This is a genomic window from Myxococcus sp. AS-1-15 (assembly GCF_020037055.1).
Classification (GTDB): domain Bacteria; phylum Myxococcota; class Myxococcia; order Myxococcales; family Myxococcaceae; genus Myxococcus; species Myxococcus fulvus.
This window is the reverse complement of sequence record NZ_JAIQDF010000003.1, coordinates 246,479-262,733: the sequence shown is the minus strand read 5'-3', so window position 1 is coordinate 262,733 and position 16,255 is coordinate 246,479. Positions and strand designations below refer to the sequence as shown.

15 protein-coding genes are annotated in these 16,255 nt (G+C 70.9%); 6 read left to right on the top strand and 9 right to left on the bottom strand.

Translation table 11 applies throughout. From position 1 onward, the window contains the following. Position 1: 1 nt before the first annotated feature. The 3 genes from K8625_RS10525 to K8625_RS10515 form a co-directional block, all read right to left on the bottom strand. Complete coding sequence (locus tag K8625_RS10525; RefSeq protein ID WP_141333310.1) at positions 2-436, bottom strand: biopolymer transporter ExbD; 435 nt, start codon at positions 434-436, stop codon at positions 2-4. Positions 437-439: 3 nt separating this feature from the next. Beyond that, positions 440-1,153, bottom strand: coding sequence for a MotA/TolQ/ExbB proton channel family protein (locus tag K8625_RS10520; RefSeq protein ID WP_046716312.1), 714 nt, complete (start codon positions 1,151-1,153; stop codon positions 440-442). Positions 1,154-1,326: 173 nt separating this feature from the next. Beyond that, positions 1,327-2,604 carry a PQQ-dependent sugar dehydrogenase gene (locus K8625_RS10515; RefSeq protein ID WP_223782634.1) on the bottom strand — a complete coding sequence of 426 codons (1,278 nt, stop codon included), beginning with the start codon at positions 2,602-2,604 and terminating at the stop codon, positions 1,327-1,329. A gap of 234 nt (positions 2,605-2,838) precedes the next feature. On the opposite strand from K8625_RS10515, the gene K8625_RS10510 reads away from it, so the two are divergent. Beyond that, entirely contained in the window at positions 2,839-3,258 is a 420-nt protein-coding gene (locus tag K8625_RS10510) for a hypothetical protein (RefSeq protein ID WP_223782633.1), read from the top strand. A 10-nt stretch (positions 3,259-3,268) separates the two neighbouring features. Here the strand turns inward: K8625_RS10510 and K8625_RS10505 are convergent, their stop codons facing one another. From K8625_RS10505 to K8625_RS10480, 6 genes are all read right to left on the bottom strand, one after another. Next, on the bottom strand, positions 3,269-4,231 hold the full coding sequence (locus tag K8625_RS10505) for a hypothetical protein (protein WP_223782632.1): 963 nt from the start codon (positions 4,229-4,231) through the stop codon (positions 3,269-3,271). Between the two features lie 100 nt (positions 4,232-4,331). Beyond that, positions 4,332-4,622, bottom strand: coding sequence for a hypothetical protein (locus K8625_RS10500; protein WP_046716308.1), 291 nt, complete (start codon positions 4,620-4,622; stop codon positions 4,332-4,334). A 112-nt stretch (positions 4,623-4,734) separates the two neighbouring features. Beyond that, positions 4,735-5,730 carry an aldo/keto reductase family protein gene (locus K8625_RS10495; RefSeq protein ID WP_141331099.1) on the bottom strand — a complete coding sequence of 332 codons (996 nt, stop codon included), beginning with the start codon at positions 5,728-5,730 and terminating at the stop codon, positions 4,735-4,737. Between the two features lie 12 nt (positions 5,731-5,742). Then, on the bottom strand, positions 5,743-6,225 hold the full coding sequence (locus K8625_RS10490; RefSeq protein ID WP_223782631.1) for a DoxX family membrane protein: 483 nt from the start codon (positions 6,223-6,225) through the stop codon (positions 5,743-5,745). Positions 6,226-6,275: 50 nt separating this feature from the next. Then, positions 6,276-7,052, bottom strand: coding sequence for an AraC family transcriptional regulator (locus tag K8625_RS10485; protein WP_223782630.1), 777 nt, complete (start codon positions 7,050-7,052; stop codon positions 6,276-6,278). Positions 7,053-7,114: 62 nt separating this feature from the next. Then, the gene (locus tag K8625_RS10480) at positions 7,115-9,082 is read right to left on the bottom strand and encodes an alpha-amylase family glycosyl hydrolase (RefSeq protein WP_223782629.1); all 1,968 of its coding nucleotides are present in this window, start codon (positions 9,080-9,082) and stop codon (positions 7,115-7,117) included. A gap of 241 nt (positions 9,083-9,323) precedes the next feature. Between K8625_RS10480 and K8625_RS10475 the strand changes: the two genes are divergently transcribed. Genes K8625_RS10475 through K8625_RS10455 form a run of 5 tightly spaced genes read left to right on the top strand, consistent with a single transcriptional unit; the run spans position 9,324 to position 16,248 of the window. Next, a complete protein-coding gene (locus K8625_RS10475; RefSeq protein WP_223747034.1) occupies positions 9,324-10,979 on the top strand; it encodes a hypothetical protein in 1,656 nt (551 codons plus the stop codon). 20 nt (positions 10,980-10,999) lie between these two features. Beyond that, positions 11,000-11,998, top strand: a complete 999-nt coding sequence (locus K8625_RS10470) for a MoxR family ATPase (protein ID WP_223747035.1) — start codon at positions 11,000-11,002, stop codon at positions 11,996-11,998. Further along, positions 11,991-13,757, top strand: a complete 1,767-nt coding sequence (locus K8625_RS10465; protein ID WP_223782628.1) for a hypothetical protein — start codon at positions 11,991-11,993, stop codon at positions 13,755-13,757. The genes K8625_RS10470 and K8625_RS10465 overlap by 8 nt, the downstream gene beginning before the upstream one ends. Continuing rightward, entirely contained in the window at positions 13,754-14,728 is a 975-nt protein-coding gene (locus K8625_RS10460) for an ABC transporter ATP-binding protein (RefSeq protein WP_223782627.1), read from the top strand. The genes K8625_RS10465 and K8625_RS10460 overlap by 4 nt, the downstream gene beginning before the upstream one ends. Further along, a complete protein-coding gene (locus tag K8625_RS10455) occupies positions 14,725-16,248 on the top strand; it encodes an ABC transporter permease (protein ID WP_223782626.1) in 1,524 nt (507 codons plus the stop codon). The genes K8625_RS10460 and K8625_RS10455 overlap by 4 nt, the downstream gene beginning before the upstream one ends. The last annotated feature ends 7 nt before the right edge of the window (positions 16,249-16,255 follow it).

Below are 16,255 nucleotides of genomic sequence, written 5' to 3'. Positions count from 1 at the left end.
GTCAGGGAGTGGCGGGCGCGGCCGCGGGGGCCACGTCCTTCTCGATGTTGAGGGCGAACTTCGCGATGCCCTGGCCCTTCACCGTGTCGATGAGGCGCATCACCTGACCGTAGGCGATGGTCTGGTCGGCGCTGATGATGGCGCGCGTGTCCTTGTCCTTGGCCACCGCCTCCGCGACCTTGGTGGTCAGCTCCGGCTCCGTCACCTGCGCGCCGTCGAAGTAGAGCTTGCCCTCCTTGTCGAGCACCACGTTGACCAGGCCCTGCACCGTCTCGCCGCCGTTGGCCGCGCGGGGCAGGTCCACCTCCACCGTCTCGCGGACGATGAAGTTCGCCGTCACCATGAAGATGATGAGCAGCACCAGCACCACGTCCACCAGCGGCGTGACGTTGATGCCGGTGATCTCCTCTTCGTTGTCCTGCGCGCCGCCCGCCATGGCCTAGCGGACCTCCGCGGCCCGGGCGGCCGTGTCCGGCGTGCGACCCGAGGCGCGCATGCTGCCGACGAGCGCGTGGCCCAGGGCGTTGGTGCGGCTGGTGACCGTCTTCAACTGACGGTTGAAGATGTTGAAGGCGACGACGGCGGGAATCGCGACGGCCAGGCCCACCGCCGTGGCGACGAGCGCCTCGGAGATGCCGGCCATGACGGTCTGCTGGATGGCCGCGCCCTTCACGTTGCTGGCGCCCAAATCATTGAACGCCTTGATGATGCCGAGCACGGTGCCGAACAGACCGATGAACGGCGCGTTGTTGCCCAGCGTGCCCAGGAAGGACAGGAAGCGCTCGTACTGGGGACGCTCGCGCGCGACGGTGGAGGCGATGACCTGCTCCACGGTGTCGGCGCCCTGCGCGCTGGCGGCGAGCGCCTCGCGAATGACGGCGGCCTCCATGCCCGTCTTGCCCTCGATGGCCTTGCGCCCCGCATCGAAGTCGCCCTTCGCGAGCCGCACCGCGAGCGCCTCCGAGTCCGGCAGCCGGTGGCGGGCGAAGTACACCGCGCGCTCCAGCATGATGGCGATGGAGAGCACCGAGAGGACGACGAGAATCCAGAGGACCCACTCGGCGGACGTGAGCGTGACGCCGAGCAGCTTGCTGCTGAGCCAGCCGAGCTCGGAATGCCCTGACTGGGCCAGGAGGATGGGGGGGAGCGTCATGCGCCCATCTGTTTCTCCGTCCGCCCTGAAAGTCAAATGGATCAGCCGGTTTGTCCGCTTCCCGGGCCCTCGGGCCACGACTGGAAACACATTTGTTGCCCGGCCGTCCGCCCCTTTTCAGGCCCGTCTCCCCACGCGGACTCGGAGTGCTGGTCCGCGTGGGTCCGGCACCTTCATTGGGGTGTCATCTTGAGCAGGCGGCCGTTCGGGTCGTCGGTGAGCAGGTACAGCGCGCCCTCGGGGCCCTGGACCACCTCGCGCACCCGCGCGTTGTTGGCGGGCTTGAGCCGCTCCTCGCCCACCACCCGGTCATCCTGGAGGACGAGCCGGATGAGCGCGTGCCCCGACAGCGCCCCGATGAAGATGTTGCCCTGCCACTCAGGGAACAGGCTCCCCGAGTAGATGGTCATCCCGGATGGAGATACCACCGGGTTCCAGAAGTAAACGGGTTGCTCCATGCCCGGGCCCTGGCCGGACTGGTGGATGGGGGCTCCGGAGTACTCGGTGCCGTAGCCGATGGTGGGCCAGCCGTAGTCCTTGCCGCGCTCCACCAGGTTGAGCTCGTCGCCGCCCAACGGGCCCATCTCCGCCTCCCAGAGCCGGCCGCGTGAGTCGAGCGCGGCGGCCAGGATGTTGCGGTGGCCCAGGGAGAAGATCTCCGAGCGGGCGCCGACCTGGTTGTAGAAGGGGTTGTTCGAGGGGACGGTGCCGTCGGGGAAGATGCGGACGATCTTGCCGAAGTGGCTGTTGAGCTGTCGGGCCTGGACGCGGCCGGGGAGGATGGAGCGCTCGCCCAGCGTGACGAACAGGGTGCCGTCCGGGTGGAACACGATGCGCCCGCCCGCGTGCAGCGTCGAGTCCAGCGTGGGCTTCATTCGGAAGATGATTTGCAGGGCCTCGATGCGCGGCTGGGGGCCGTCCACCAGCTTGCCTCGCGCGACGGCCAGGCCGTTGCCCGCGGTGGGCCGGCCGTTGCCCGCCTCGCGCGGCTCGTAATAGCTCCAGTAGATGTAGCGGCTCTGCGCGTAGTCGGGGCCCACCTCCACGTCCATCAGGCCTCCCTGGCCCCGGCCGTCCACGGGCGGCAGGCCCGCCACGGGCGCGGACTTCGCGCCCTGCTGTGTGACGATGTAGAGCTTCCCGGTGGGCTTCTCCGTCACCAGCATCCGCCCGTCCGGGAGGAAGGCGATGGCCCAGGGGTAGTTGAAGCCACTTGCAATGGTGGTGACTTTGTAACGCGTCTGCGAAACGACGACGGGGCCGTTGGTCTGGCCGGGGAAGGCGGGAGGGAAGGGGGACGCCAGGGCCGCGGCGCCCTGTGGGGCCTGGGGCGGCTCGACGGGTTTCGCCGTCTCCGGGGGTGGGGGTGCGGCGCTCTGGGCGTGGGCGGTTCCCGTGAGGGACAGGAAGAGGGCGCAGGCGAGGCTCGACAAAGACAGACACAAGCGCATGGGGCTCCTCGGCGGGTGGTGGGTGGTCGAAGGGCAGCTAACCATCGCGTGCGCGGGCCGAGGCCCGAGGCTCGGGGGGCTGTGGCCGGTTGGACAGGTGAAGGGTTCGGCGTCTGTCCTTGCAAGGACTCGCACGTCCCCGGAGGGCAGGAGGAGCGTCGCGGCGACGACAGACTTCCCCGACGGCGGGGACTTGAGGGACAGTCGGGAGCCTTCCTCCTGGAGGACTCCCGCATGTCGAACAAGCCGCCCGATGACGATTCCTGGCGCTCCGTCCCGCCGCCGCCCCGGCCGCACATGCCTCCGGAGCCCGATGTGTCGACGCGCGACCCGCGGATTCCCGAGGGCAGCGCGGACTACTCCGCGGCGTTGGCGGACTCGGCGGCGTACAAGCGCGGGGACATCGCCTTCGAGGAGCTCCAGCGGCGCGTGCTCGCGCGGGCGCTCCCGCCGCACCCCCTGGGGGACGCGTATCTCATGATGACGCCCCCTCCTCCGCCCCCCGGCATGCTCTCGAGCTTCAATCCGTTGCGGATGCCAGGCGACTGGCGCGGGACGTGGGGCGAAGTCGCGATGACGCTCTTCGCGGGCGACATCACCCATGCGGAGTACGAGCGCCTCCACGCGGCGGCGCATCCAGACTGCCGGCGCTGAGCGCCTGGCGTCACTCGGGATAGGACGACTTCGCGCTCGGCTTCGGTGCGTCGCGCTGGCGCCGGTACTCCTCCAGGTTCCGGCGGTACGCGGCCTCGCTCTTGAGTTCCTGGCGCAGCTTGTCCGGGTACTCGGCGGCGATGATGGGGGCGAAGGTCTCCAGGGCCTCCTTGAGCGCGGGGAAGGGCACCGCGTCCTTGTCGACGAGGATCTCCCAGGGCTCCGACGTCGAACCCCGCTGCATGGTGAAGCCGACGCCCTGCTCCAGCCAGGTCTGGGGCACCTCGATGCGGAGGATGCCGTGGGTGTTGCTGTCGCAGTCCTGCATGGAGACGGCTTTGGGGTACCTGTTGCGGCCCTTGGCGTCCCACCGCTTGTATTCGATGCCGCAGGCCTCGAGCGGTCGGAGCTGCTCCTGGACGGAGGCGAGCTCGGCCAGGTCTCCCACGTCCGAGGTCCGCAGGAAGCCCTCCTTCTGCAGGCCGATGGCCACCGCGGCCAGTCCCCCGCCGGCCGCGAGGATGAAGCACAGCATGACGAGCACCCACCAACTGGATGGCTGCTTGCGGGGGCCGGGGAGCGCGGGGAGGGGCGCGGGCTCGTGCATGTCGATGTTCTCGAGGGCGGCGCGTCCGAACAGCGGCGCCGCGTGGTAGCCGCAGAAGAAGGCGGCGAGCCAGGAGAGGGCGCGCACCCAGTTGGCGGTGGGCGTGACGGGCAGGAAGGTCAGACCCTGGAGCCACACGAGCGTCTTCGCCGCGAGCATGCCCGTGGTGAGCACCATGGCCGTGGCGAACAGGGTGACGTTCACGAGCGTCATGAAGGTCGACGAGCGCGAGCGGGCGAGGGGCAGGACGGCGGGGAGTAGGCGCAGCAACTTCGGGTACACCCACCGGCCCACGAAGAATCCCGCGAGCAGCGGAATCCAGAGCAGCAGCATGCCGATGGCCTGGGCCTTGAAGAGTGGATCCATGCAGTGAAGATGCTCCGAGTGGCTCGCCCCTTGAATGCCCCTTCGCGCAGCCGAAAGGCAAAAGAAACCCAGGGGCGAAAAGCGCCCCCGGGTCGAGGGCCTACTTGCAGATCTCCTTGGTCAGCTTGTCGCGCTGGGCCTGCTCGGAGGTGGCGCGCTTGACGGCGTCTTCCATGGCGTCGTCGGCCTTCTCCAGCGCGTCGAGCGCGCGGCTGTGGGCGCGGCCCTTCTTGGCGGCGACGAGCACCTCGCGCATGTCCTTGCGAGCCTGCTTCAGGGTGGTGAGCTGACCCTCGCGCTCGACGTACTCCTTCTTCGCCGCCTTGCACTCGGGCGTCTGCGCGGACGCGCTCGACGCGAACAGGATTGCGGAGATTACGAACCAACGCACACGCCACCTCCAGGAGAAGGACCTGGGCGCGAGTATAGGGCGGCGCGGCGACGGGGTGCAGCGGCGCGAGCACGCCGGGCTCACGTGGAGACCCGGCGCGTCGCGTGGGGCTTCAAATCTTGCGGTCCGGCACGTCGGTGAGGGCGGGGTTGCGCTCGATGACGGGGCCGAGCACGTCGTCGATGCGGCGCATCAGCTCGGGCTCCAGCTTCACGCCGGCGGCCTTCACGGTGTCGTGGACCTGCTCGGGGCGGGAGGCGCCGATGATGGCGGAGGAGACGCCCTTGTTCTGGAGCACCCAGGCGACGGCGAGCTGGGCCATGGTGAGGCCGGCCTCTTGCGCGAGCGGCTTGAGGTTCTGCACGCGGGTGAGCACGTCCTCCTTGAGGAAGCGCGCGATGAAGCGCGAGCCGGTGGGGTCGGTGGCGCGGCTGCCCGCGGGCGGCGGCTTGCCGGGGAGGTACTTGCCGGTGAGCACGCCCATGGCCATGGGGGACCAGACAATCTGACCGAGGCCCTCGTCGAGGGACGCGGGGATGACGTCTGCCTCGATGACGCGCCAGAGCATGGAGTACTGGGGCTGGCTGGAGACGAAGGGAATCTTCAGCTCGCGGGCGAGCTTCGCGCCCTGGCGGATCTGCTCGCCGGTCCACTCGGAGACGCCGATGTAGAGGGCCTTGCCCTGACGGACGATGTCGGCGAAGGCGAGCATCGTCTCCTCGAGCGGCGTGGCGGTGTCGAAGCGGTGGGCCTGATAGAGGTCCACGTAGTCCGTCTGGAGGCGGGTGAGCGAGCCGTGGATGGACTCCATGATGTGCTTGCGCGACAGGCCCCAGTCGTTCTTCCCGGGGCCGGTGGGCCAGTAGACCTTGGTGAACAGCTCGTAGCCGGCGCGGCGCTGGCCCTTGAGGGCGCGGCCGAGGACGGACTCGGCGCGGGTGCTCGCGTAGACGTCGGCGGTGTCGAACGTGGTGATGCCCACGTCCTGCGCGGCCTTCACGCACGCGAGCGCGGCCTCTTCTTCCACCTGGGAGCCGTGCGTGAGCCAGTTGCCGAAGGAGATTTCACTGACGGCCAGACCGCTGCGACCAAGATGACGGAAGTTCATGGGGCGGCGAGCCTAACCAGCCATGGCGCGCCTCGCACGGCTTTGGGAGGGCAACAGTCCACCGGCCCACGCCACCCAGGCGATGTAGACGAGCTGGAAGGGGAGGCGCAGCCAGAAGTACCAGTCCGGGAAGGGCAGTACATGTGAGGCGGAGTTGGCCGAGGCCTCGTGGAGGTTCGCGGGGAGGATGGCGACGAGCAGCGCGATGAGGCCGAGTGCCGCGAGCTTTCGGGTGCGCGGGAGGAGGAGGCCCACGCCGCCTGCGACTTCGAGCACGCCGGACAGGAGCGTCCAGAAGCGGGGTGAGGGGAGCTGCGGCGGAATCATCGCGTCGTAGCGCGCGGGCATGAGGAAGTGCATGACGCCGGCGCCGATGAAGAAGAGGCCCGCGGCCACGGCGGCGCGGCTCGCGGGGGTGGAGAGCGCGGGCAGCCTGCGCAGCGGGGGCAGGTGGAAGAGGGCGAAGAACGAGAGCAGCACGAGGGCGAAGGACACGGCGAGGCTCCTGGCGCGGAAGGTCGGGAGGGGTCCCGGCCTGACGCTGCTCAAGATGCGTCGGGGGCCCTGGCCTGGGCTTGAACGAACTGGCTGCGACGTTGGAGGAAGGAGGGCGTGGTGCCGAACATGCGCCGGAAGGTGCGCGTCAGGTGGGCGGAGTCGGAGAAGCCGGCGGCGTGCGCGGCCTCTCCGGCGGTGCGTCCGGAGGCGATGGCGCCGGCGGCGCGCTGGAGTCGGAGCCAGAGGAGATAGGGGCGCAGGGGCACGCCGGTGGACTCGGTGAAGGCGTGCATCAGGCGGCCGGAGGACAGGCCGGCGACCTCGGCGAGCGCTTCGAGGGAGGTGTCCTCGGGAGCGGGGTCGGCGCGCAGGTGGCGCAGGAGCTTGCGCACGCGCGGGTGCATGCGAGGGGCGCTGGTGGTGCTGGGGCCGGCGAGGGCTTCCAGCGTGGACTCCATCCACGGGCCGATGTCCGCGTGGGGAATGGGCCCCGCGCGCGGCAGACTGGCGAGCAGGGCGTCGCGCGCGGCCTCGTCGAAGAGTCGGACGGATTCGGTGAGGGACGCGCGGAGGCGCAGACCGTCATGGCTCTCGGGCTCGACGAAGAGGAGGACGACCTCCGTGCCTCGGGCATCGAGCGCGTGTGGGACATCGGGCCCCACGAGGACTCCGGCCGCGCGCGTGTCCTTCCTGGCCGAGTCCACTCGGATGGAGAGCGTGCCCGTGCGGCACAGCATGAGGTGCATCGCGTGGTGGGCGTGCTTCGACGACATGTCCCCGGGGCCCCACATGGCGAGCGCGGCCGGCCACACCACCAGGGGCATGTCCGGCCACGGAGCGCGAGGCGCGAGGTCAGGAGGTCGGGCGAGCAGCATCCGCCCGCAGGCTACCAGCGGTCCCTGGAGAGAATCACCGCGCTGTACGCGCCCAGGGACACAGCTCCGCGCGCGGGCATTCCATCCCGCTCTCCCCACGTGCTCCAGAAGTCGTGCACGTGCGTGCCACCGAAGTCCGGGGAGTAGCCCTGCCAGTCGCTGTTGAACCGCACCCGCCACAGTCCATCCGAGGGCAGGCCCAGCTCGTACCCGCTGAACGTCCGGTGCCCCAGGTTCACGATGACCACCACGTCGTCACCCGCTCCCCCGTGCTGCCACCGGTGGAACGCGAGCACCTTGTCGTCGTGGTTCAGGTGGAAGACGTTGACGCCCTCGCCCCGCAGCCCCGCGCTCGTGTCGTGCCAGTTGCGCCGCAGGCGGATGAGGTCCCGATGCGCCTGGAGGATTCCCCCGAACCAGTCCGACTTGTTCCAGTCCAGCGGGTCCCCATCATCGAAGTGCCCGTCCTCCAGGAACTCCTGCCCCATGAACAACATCGGAATCCCCGGCGCCGTCAGCGTCAGCGCCGCGCCCAGCAACGCCTTCTTCTTCGCCAGCACGTCCCCGGGGTTGTACGGCGACACCTCCGTGGGCAACCGGCTGCGGCCGTTCGCCACCTCGTCGTGGCTCTCCGTGAAGATGACCCGCTGCATCGACTGGCCGTTGTAGCGGAAGTACAGCGCGTCCCGGACCGCGCTCAAGTCCCGCCACTCGTCGAACGGCGCCGTGAGCGCGGCGCGCACCGGGTGCACGAAGGCCGCGTCCCACTGCGCGTCGAACCCCGCCCCCTGCGGATGCGTCACCGCCGGGTCCGCCGCCATGTCCTCCGCGATGAGCAGCTTCCACGGGAACTCGCGCTTCACCGCCTCCGTAATCGAGCGCAGCAGGTCCCAGCCCGCCGGATTGTCCACGCCGCTCGTGGTGCGAATCTCCTTCGTCGCGTCCACGCGCAAGCCATCCATGTGGTACTCGCGCAGCCACATCAGCGCGTTGTCACGCAGGTAGTCGCGCACCTCGTGACGCCCGTAGTCCGGACGCGTGTCCCCCCACGGCGTGCTCGCGCGCCAGTCCGCGTAGAAGTACACGCCCCCTCGGCCGAACGTCTCTCCATCGAAGTCCCAGTGCGGCAAGTCACTGGGCCCCAGGTGGTTGTAGACCACGTCCATGATGACGCCGATGCCGCGCCGGTGCGCCTCGTCCACGAAGCGCTTCAGGTCGTTCGGCGCGCCATACGTGCTCTCCGGCGCGAACGGGAACGTCGGGTTGTAGCCCCACGAGAAGTCCCCCGCGAACTCCGCCGAGGGCATCAGCTCCACCAGGTTCACGCCCAAATCCCTCAGGTAGTCGAGCTTGTCGATGGCGCTCAACCAGTGCCCCGGCCCCCAGCCCGGTGAGTCGTGGAACGTGCCGATGTGCAGCTCGTAGATGACCGCCTCGTGCCGCGCGGGCATCTGGAAGTGCCCGTCGTACCGCCACACGAAGTCACGGTGGTCCAGGATGACGCTGTTGCCCGTGGAGTGCGTGACGTCCGCGGCCCTCGGGTCGTTGCGCCAGCGCCAGTCGCCATAACGGCCCTGCACGATGTACTGGTACTGCTGTCCGTTGTACGCCCCCTGGATGTCCCGGGAGAAGTTGCCCGAGGGCTCGCGCGCCAGCTCCACCGCGTGCCAGTGACTGAAGTCCCCCACCACCTGTACGCGCTGCGCATGCGGCGCCCACACGCGGAACGTCGCGCCGCCGTCGTACGGAATCACGCCCATGCCCGGACGCCATGACGGCTCCGGCTGTGCCTCCATCGGAACGAAGGCCGTGAGCTCGCCCGGGACCTGGAGCTGCTCCGCCGGTCCGAACAACTCCGGCGCCGAGCGCGAGCGCGCGGTGCGCCGAGCCACCTCGTTGCCTCGGGCCCTGCACGCCGTCTCGCTGAAGTCCTTGCGCGGCTGGCGCACCTCGTTCGATTTCGTCTCTCGCGTCGACATGGATTCCCCCCGGAAAGCGGATGCTTCGCGATGCGTCGCATTCCGACAGCGCGTCGCGGCGGGAGGCAAAGCCCACCTTGTCGCCCCCCGTTCAGTTCAGGGCAGTGCCCGGGTGTTTTCCCGTCCTTCGAGAGCAGGCGACCGTTCAGGTCGACACGAACGCCGCCCACCTGCCCCCGCCGACGCTCGACACCGAGCGGCTTGTCCGGGCACCCCGAGTGTCCGACACTGGTCCTTCCTCATGGCCGCCAGCGAAGAACGCCGCCTCCAGGCTCTGGTGCTTGCTCCGGTGCGCCGCGTCCAGCGACGCCTCAATGCCCTCGCGTGGGCGGAGGCCGGCCTCGCTCCCCTCTGGGCCACCAGCACCGCCTGCGTGCTGGCCCGGCTCCTGTTGCGCCAGCAGTGCGTCTGGGCCCTGCCGCCGCTCGTGCTCGCGGGCCTCGCATGGTGGTGGCGACGTGCCCGCGCGCGCCATGTCTCGCTCGAGCATGCGGCCGTGCTCGCGGACCGCTCGGCCAACGCGGGCGGGTTGCTGCTCACCCGGCTGGAGCGCCCCGTGGGGGAGTGGGAGCTCTCCGTCAATCAGCTCGCCCGCGAGGTGAAGCCTCCGCAGCTGAAGTGGCGGCGCCCCGTGGCGGCGCTCGCCGGCGCGCTGGTGTTCGCCCTCATTGGCTTCCTGATGCCGTTGCCCGCACCGCGCGCGTCCCGGGGTGTCCATGCCGCCGCCGCGGCGAAGGTGGACGCGGTGAAGGCACAGGCCGAGGCCCTGGCCCGCGAGGAGCCCCTGGGCGAGGCCGTGGAGGACGAGCTGCGTCGCCTGTCCGAGGAGGTCGCTTCGGGCCGCTTCGACTCGGGTGACTGGGAGGCCGCCGACTCGATGGAGCGTCGACTCGCCGAGCGCGCCGCCGAGGCCGCCGCCGAGCTGGCCCAGGCCTCCGAGGCCGCGCGTGAGCTGGAGGATGCGCTCGGCGCCGCGGGGGGCGCGGAGTCCGCGTCCCGTGAGCGCGAGGCCCTCGAGCGCGCGCTCATGGCGCTCCAGTCCGCGGGCGCGGAGGGCTCGGCGCAAGAGGGCTCCGAGAACGGGCAGCAGGGCTCGGAGCAGGGCGCCTCGAACTCCGGACAACAGGGCGGCGAGCAGGGCGCGTCGAACTCGGGGCAACAGGGCGGTGAGCAGGGCCAGGCGAACGCGGGACAACAGGGCGGCGAGCAGGGCCAGGCGAACGCGGGACAGCAAGGCGGCAATCCGAGCGAAGGTCAGCAGGGCGCTTCGCGCCAGGAGCAGGCGCGTGCCCAGTCCTCCGGTTCGGTGGACCAGATCTCGGAACTGCGCCAGTCGCTGGAGCGTCGAAGGCAGTCGCTCGCCCAGCGCTTCGAGCCGCGTGAGGGGCAGGGCGCGCAGGCCCGCAGTCAACGCTCGCGTCCTCGACAAGGCTCGAGTGGGCGGCAGGAAGGAAATCGCCAGCAATCGGGCCAGGGACAAGGCGGCGAGGGGCAGGAGGGCGGTGAAGGGCAGGAAGGCGGCGAGGGGCAGGAGGGCGGCGAAGGCCAGGGCGGCGGGCGCGGCAACAGCCAGGGCCACGCGAGCCGTGCGGTGCGCCAGGGCGCGGGCTCGGGGGCTCCCTCGGAAGGGGGCGGCTCGAATCCGCTCGTCTTCGGGGGCGCGGCGGAGATGGACCCGGACCGGCTCGCGTTCGAGCCGCTTCCGGAGGGACACGGCGGCGAGGCCGGTGAGCTGTGGGGGCTCGAGGCGGCGGACCCTCGGCGAGGCACGGGGGCCCGGGGCGCGGCGCGCGGTCAGGGGACCAGCGCTCAGGGCGACGCGGCGGCGGGGACCGGCGGACAGCCGCTGCTGCCGCGCAACCGCGACCTCGTGAAGCGGTACTTTGGTGGAGAGTAGTCCGGAAGGGGAGAACACACGTGGCAGCGGAACTTCTCAGTCCCGCCGAGGCGCAGGGGGCGGCGGAGGTGGCGAACCAGCTCAAGGCCCGGCTCGACACCGTCATGCTGGACCAGCAGACCGTCGTCGAGCAGGTCGTCATGGCGGTGCTCGCGCGCGGACACGTGCTGCTCGAGGGCCTGCCCGGCCTGGGCAAGACGGAGCTGTGCAAGTCGCTGGCGAAGCTGCTCGCGCTGCCCTTCCGCCGCATCCAGTTCACCCCGGACCTCCTGCCCGGCGACATCACCGGCACCTACGTGCTGGAGGGCGAGGGCCGCCGCGACTTCGTCTTCCGCGAGGGCCCGCTGTTCGCCAGCCTCGTGCTCGCGGATGAAATCAACCGCTCCAGCCCGAAGACGCAGGCCGCGCTGCTGGAGGCCATGCAGGAGCGCCGCGTGACGGTGCTCGGCCAGACGCGCGCGCTGCCGGACCCGTTCTTCGTGCTCGCCACGCAGAACCCCATCGAGCTGGAGGGCACCTATCCCCTGCCCGAGGCCCAGCTCGACCGCTTCCTCTTCCGCATCCAGGTGCCCCCCGTGGGCGCCAAGACGCTGCGCGCGCTGCTCACCACGCGCGTGCGCGGCGCGCCGCCGGAGCTGTCCCCCGTGCTCGACGCGGACGGGCTCGCGCGCCTGTTTGCCGCCGTGGACCGCGTCCACCTGCCCGGCCCGGTGGCGGACTTCATCGGGCGGCTGGTGGAGGCGAGCGACCCGCGCCAGGCCTCCGCGCCCGAGGCCGTCCGCCGCTTCGTGCGTTATGGCGCGAGCCCCCGCGCCGCGCTCGCGCTCGCGGCGGCCGGACGCGCGCGGGCCTTGATGCACGGCCGGCCCAACGTCGGCTTCGACGACGTGGTGGCCGCCGCCCCCGCCGCGCTCAACCACCGGCTGGTGCTCGCGTACGAGGCCTCGCTGGAGAAGGTGTCCGCGTCGGACGTGGTGGGCGCGCTGCTGCAGGCCGTGCCCGAGGTGCCGCGTGACTAGCGTCGTGGTGCTGTCGGTGTGGCTGCTCCTGGGGACCCCGCCGCCGGTCGTCGAGGCGGCCGCTCCCGTGGACGTCGCCACCGCCGCCACGGCCGTGAAGGCGCCTACCGGCTACCGCGATGCGAGCGGCTCGGTGGACTCGCTCGCCCAGGACTACCTGCGCGTCACGGTGCGCCGGGGCTCGCTCAAGCCCCAGCGCGGCTACTGGGCGGCGGAGGTGACCCTCCACAACGGCGACGCCCAGCCGCACCCGGTGCACCTGTCCTTCCGACCCTCCTACGGCGACGTCACGCACGCCGTCGAGCGCACCGTGGAGCTGGCGCCTCGCCAGCGGCTCGTCACCTGGTTGATGGCGCCCGTGGCCTGGCACTCCGGCGCGCTGACCGTCGAGGTCCCCGGCCTGCCGCCCATCACCGAGCACCTGTTCCCCGACAACGACCGCTTCGAGCCCGTGCTGGTGGTGGGCAACAGCGAGTCCTTCGAGGCCGTCACGGGCCTGACCAAGACGCCGGAGCAGGAGGACCCGCTGTTCTCCGTGCGCTTCATCGACGCGCAAGAGGCGCCGCGCGAGCTGGCGGCCTACGCGGGCTTCGAGATGGTGGTCCTCACCGAGACGGCGACGAAGGTCCCCGCGGATGTGTGGGCCGTGCTGGAGTCCTATGCGCTGTCGGGAGGCCGGCTCGTCGTCGCCAACCCTCCGAGGGACTTGCGCGAGCGGCTGCAGCTGCTCCAGTCCGTCCCGCTCCAGGACGGGCCCTACGCCTTCGGCGGCGTGTGGACCTGCGACAACTCCGCGGCCACGTGTCGGCACAAGATTCAGTCGGAGCTGTCGACCCTCACGGATGACAACCGGGGCAAGACGCGCCCGCAGGGGCTGCGCTCGCGGTGGGCGTCGAAGGTGTCGTTCGGTGACGACGAGGCGCCGCTGCTGGGCACCGCCCGCGCGCCGGTGGGGCCGTTCCTGCTCCTGATGACGGCGTTCGCGCTGCTGGTGGGGCCCGGGGCCTGGTGGCTGACGAAGCGCCGGGGCCCGGTGGCGGTGCTCATCGCGGTGCCCGCCGTGTCGCTGGTGACGTGCCTGGTGCTCATCGCCTGGTCCGTGCTGGTGGACGGCTTCGCGGTGCACACGGCACGCTACAGCCTGACGTACCTGGATGGCGCCCGGGCCCGCGCGGTGACGGTGGGGTTGTCGGGCTGGTACGCGAACCTGTCACCCGAGCCGCTGCGTCTGCCCTCGTCGAGCGTGCTCATCGCTCCGCACGACACGGAGGACCTGATGGCCGACCTGGACTGGACGGGCGGGCTCACCGTGGGAGATGGCTTCCTGCCACCGCGCACCTATCGCGAGTGGGGAGAGCTCGCGGTGGTCCCCTCGCGCGCCCGACTGGTGCTGGTGGAGACGGGCGGAGAACCCAAGGTCCAGAACGCGCTGGGCGTCGTCGTGGAGGAAGGCGTCCTGCGCTGGAACGGTCAGGTGCGCCGGCTGCCCCGGCTGGCGGATGGCGAGGAGGGCGCGCTGGGGGCCGCGGAGCCGGACCCGGGGCCCTCGCAGGCCAACGCGGCGGACACCCTGGTGGAGGTGGGCATGCCCTCCTCGGCCCAGTACCGCCTGCAGGCCGCGCTGCCGCTCTTCCGCAGGGAGCTGAAGGACAAGGAGTTCGTCGTGCGCACGAGTGGCCCGGGCCCGTTGCCCACCAGCGCCTTGAGCGCGGAGGTGGAGGCGAGCGTGCATCTGATTCGGGGCGAGGTGAGGCCATGAGCGCGTTGCTGGAGGTGAAGGGCCTCAGGCGCGACTACGGCGCCCTGCGGGCGGTGGACGACGTGTCCTTCCAACTGGAGGCGGGCAGCATCCTGGGGTTCATCGGTCCGAACGGCGCGGGCAAGAGCACCACGCTGCGCATCCTGGCGACGCTGGACGCACCCACGTCCGGCGAGGTGCTGCTCGGGGGCCACTCACTGGTGGACACGCCGGACAAGGTGCGGCCGCTCATCGGCTACATGCCGGACCGGTATGGCACCTATGACGACGTCACCGTCTTCGAGTTCCTGGACTTCTTCGCGCGCGCCTATGGGCTGACGGGCGCGAAGCGGCGCCAGCGCGTGGAGTCGGTGATGGGCTTCACGGGGCTGGGGCCGCTCGCGGACAAGCTCACCACCGCGCTGTCCAAGGGAATGCGGCAGCGCGTGGCGTTGGGGCGCACGCTGTTGCACGACCCGCGGCTGCTCTTGTTGGACGAGCCGGCGGATGGCCTGGACCCCCGGGCGCGCATCGAGCTGCGCGAGCTGCTGCGGGCGCTGGCGGACCAGGGCAAGGCGGTCATCATCTCCAGCCACATCCTCACGGAGCTGGCTGAAATCTGCGACACGTGCGCCATCATCGAGCAGGGGCGCCTGCTGGCCACGGGCAAGGTGGAGGACCTGCTCCAGCAGGACACGAACCTCGCCTCGGTGGAGCTGACGGTGCGCCTGGCGGCGGGGCCGGAGTCGGAAGGTGCGTGGTCGCGCGCGGAGCGGCTCCTGCTGGAGCAGCCCCGGGTGTCGCGGGTGTCGAAGGAGGGCGAGTCCCTGCGGGTGAGTCTGGAGCTGGAGCCCGGCACGGGCGCGGACGTGGCGTCGGCGGCGCTCCTGGCGGTGCTGGTGACGGCGGGCCTGCCGGTGTGCGCGTTCGGCATGCGTGAGCGCAACCTCGAGGATGCCTTCATGACGGTGACGAAGGGGAGGCTCGCGTGAGCGCGCCCATGGAGACGACCTCGGGGGCGCCCGTGGCGGAGCCGACCGGTGGCGCGGTGTCCGCGAGCGGCGGCGGCTTCCAGGCGCGGTGGGGGGATCGGCTCAACCCGCTGGTGGTGAAGGAGGTCCGTCAGGGCTTCCGCACGCGCATCTTCTGGGCGTGCTTCGGGTTGATGCTGCTGTCGTGCGTGGTGCTGGCGCTGGTGGCCTTCGTGCAGACGCGGGACGCGGCGTTCTCCCAGTTCGGGCAGACGTACTTCTTCGCGTTCTTCGTGTGCCTGGCGGTGGTGCACTTCTTCGTGATTCCGTACAGCGCGTACCGCTCGCTGGCGCGGGAGCGCGAGGACGACACGTGGGTGCTGCTGGTGCTCACGGGGCTGGGGCCTCGGAGGATTCTACGGGGCAAGGTGCTGTCGTTCCTGGTGCAGGCGGCGCTGTATGCCTCGGCGGTGGGGCCCTTCCTGCTCTTCAGCTACTACCTCAACGGCATCGCGCTGCCGACCATCCTGGTGGTGTTGGGGTTGAGCGCGGCGTGGCTCGTGTTCCTCACGGTGGTGGCGGTGTGCGCGGCGACGCTGGCGGACAGCCGGATGGGGCGGGGCCTGGTGCACTTCGTGGTGCTGGGCGCGTTGGGCCTCGCGTTCGCGATGGCGCTCGGCATCGCCAGCGCGCTGACGGACGCGGCGGACCGGCTGCTGCACACGGACGGGGTGTTGCTCGCGATGAGCATCTGTCTGGGGTTGATGCTCCTGGACGGGTGGCTGTTGTTCGAGGTGGCCGCGTCGCGGCTGTCCTTGTCCACGGAGGACTACACGCGCGGCCCGCGTCGGGCGGTGGCGGCGCAGATGGGGGTGGCCCTGCTCGCGGGCCTGGTGCTCTGGTGGGTGGATGACAAGAAGCACGTGGTGACGGAGGTGTTCGCCACGCTGGGGACGGTGCACCTGACGCTGGTGAGCCTGTTCATGGCCTCGGACGTGGATGGACAGGCGCGCGCGCTGCGAGCGGACACGGGCCCCTGGTCGCTGATGCGGCCGGGGGCGCTGCGGGGCTTCCGGCTGGCGGTGTTGCTGTTGGTGGGCTGGAACGTCGCGTGGTTCCTGGCGGCGCTCTTCTCCGAGCACACCTCGTCGCGCAGCGAGCCGTTCCGCATGGTGATGGCGGTGATGCCGGCGTACTCGGTCCTCTACCTGTCGCTGGCGTTGCTGTTGGGGCGGATGTCGAAGTCGGACCGGTTCTCCTCGCCCGCGGCGGTGCGGCTGCTCTTCGTGGCGACGGTGGGTATGGCCGCGGGCCTGCCGCCGCTCTTCGCGGAGGTGGTGGGGCTGGAGGCGGGCGATTCGTTGATCAACCTCCTGAACCCGGTGGTGGGGGTGGCCAACTTCTCGTCGCATGACTACTCCACGGGGCTGCCCGAGATGTCCTGGGCCATGGTGGGCTTCCTGGGCGGGCTGGCGCTGCTGTGCGCGTTCCTGGCCGACCGGGTGCTGACCGAGCGTGAGAAGCGGGCCCATCGGCTGTGAGCGGGCC

Coding starts and splice junctions, on each gene's coding strand:
- K8625_RS10475 (WP_223747034.1), top strand. CDS start 9,324: ATGGCCGCCAGCGAAGAACGCCGCCTCCAGGCTCTGGTGCTTGCTCCG.
- K8625_RS10520 (WP_046716312.1), bottom strand. CDS start 1,153: ATGACGCTCCCCCCCATCCTCCTGGCCCAGTCAGGGCATTCCGAGCTC.
- K8625_RS10495 (WP_141331099.1), bottom strand. CDS start 5,730: ATGAACTTCCGTCATCTTGGTCGCAGCGGTCTGGCCGTCAGTGAAATC.
- K8625_RS10510 (WP_223782633.1), top strand. CDS start 2,839: ATGTCGAACAAGCCGCCCGATGACGATTCCTGGCGCTCCGTCCCGCCG.
- K8625_RS10460 (WP_223782627.1), top strand. CDS start 13,754: ATGAGCGCGTTGCTGGAGGTGAAGGGCCTCAGGCGCGACTACGGCGCC.
- K8625_RS10515 (WP_223782634.1), bottom strand. CDS start 2,604: ATGCGCTTGTGTCTGTCTTTGTCGAGCCTCGCCTGCGCCCTCTTCCTG.
- K8625_RS10485 (WP_223782630.1), bottom strand. CDS start 7,052: ATGCCCCTGGTGGTGTGGCCGGCCGCGCTCGCCATGTGGGGCCCCGGG.
- K8625_RS10505 (WP_223782632.1), bottom strand. CDS start 4,231: ATGGATCCACTCTTCAAGGCCCAGGCCATCGGCATGCTGCTGCTCTGG.
- K8625_RS10480 (WP_223782629.1), bottom strand. CDS start 9,082: ATGTCGACGCGAGAGACGAAATCGAACGAGGTGCGCCAGCCGCGCAAG.
- K8625_RS10525 (WP_141333310.1), bottom strand. CDS start 436: ATGGCGGGCGGCGCGCAGGACAACGAAGAGGAGATCACCGGCATCAAC.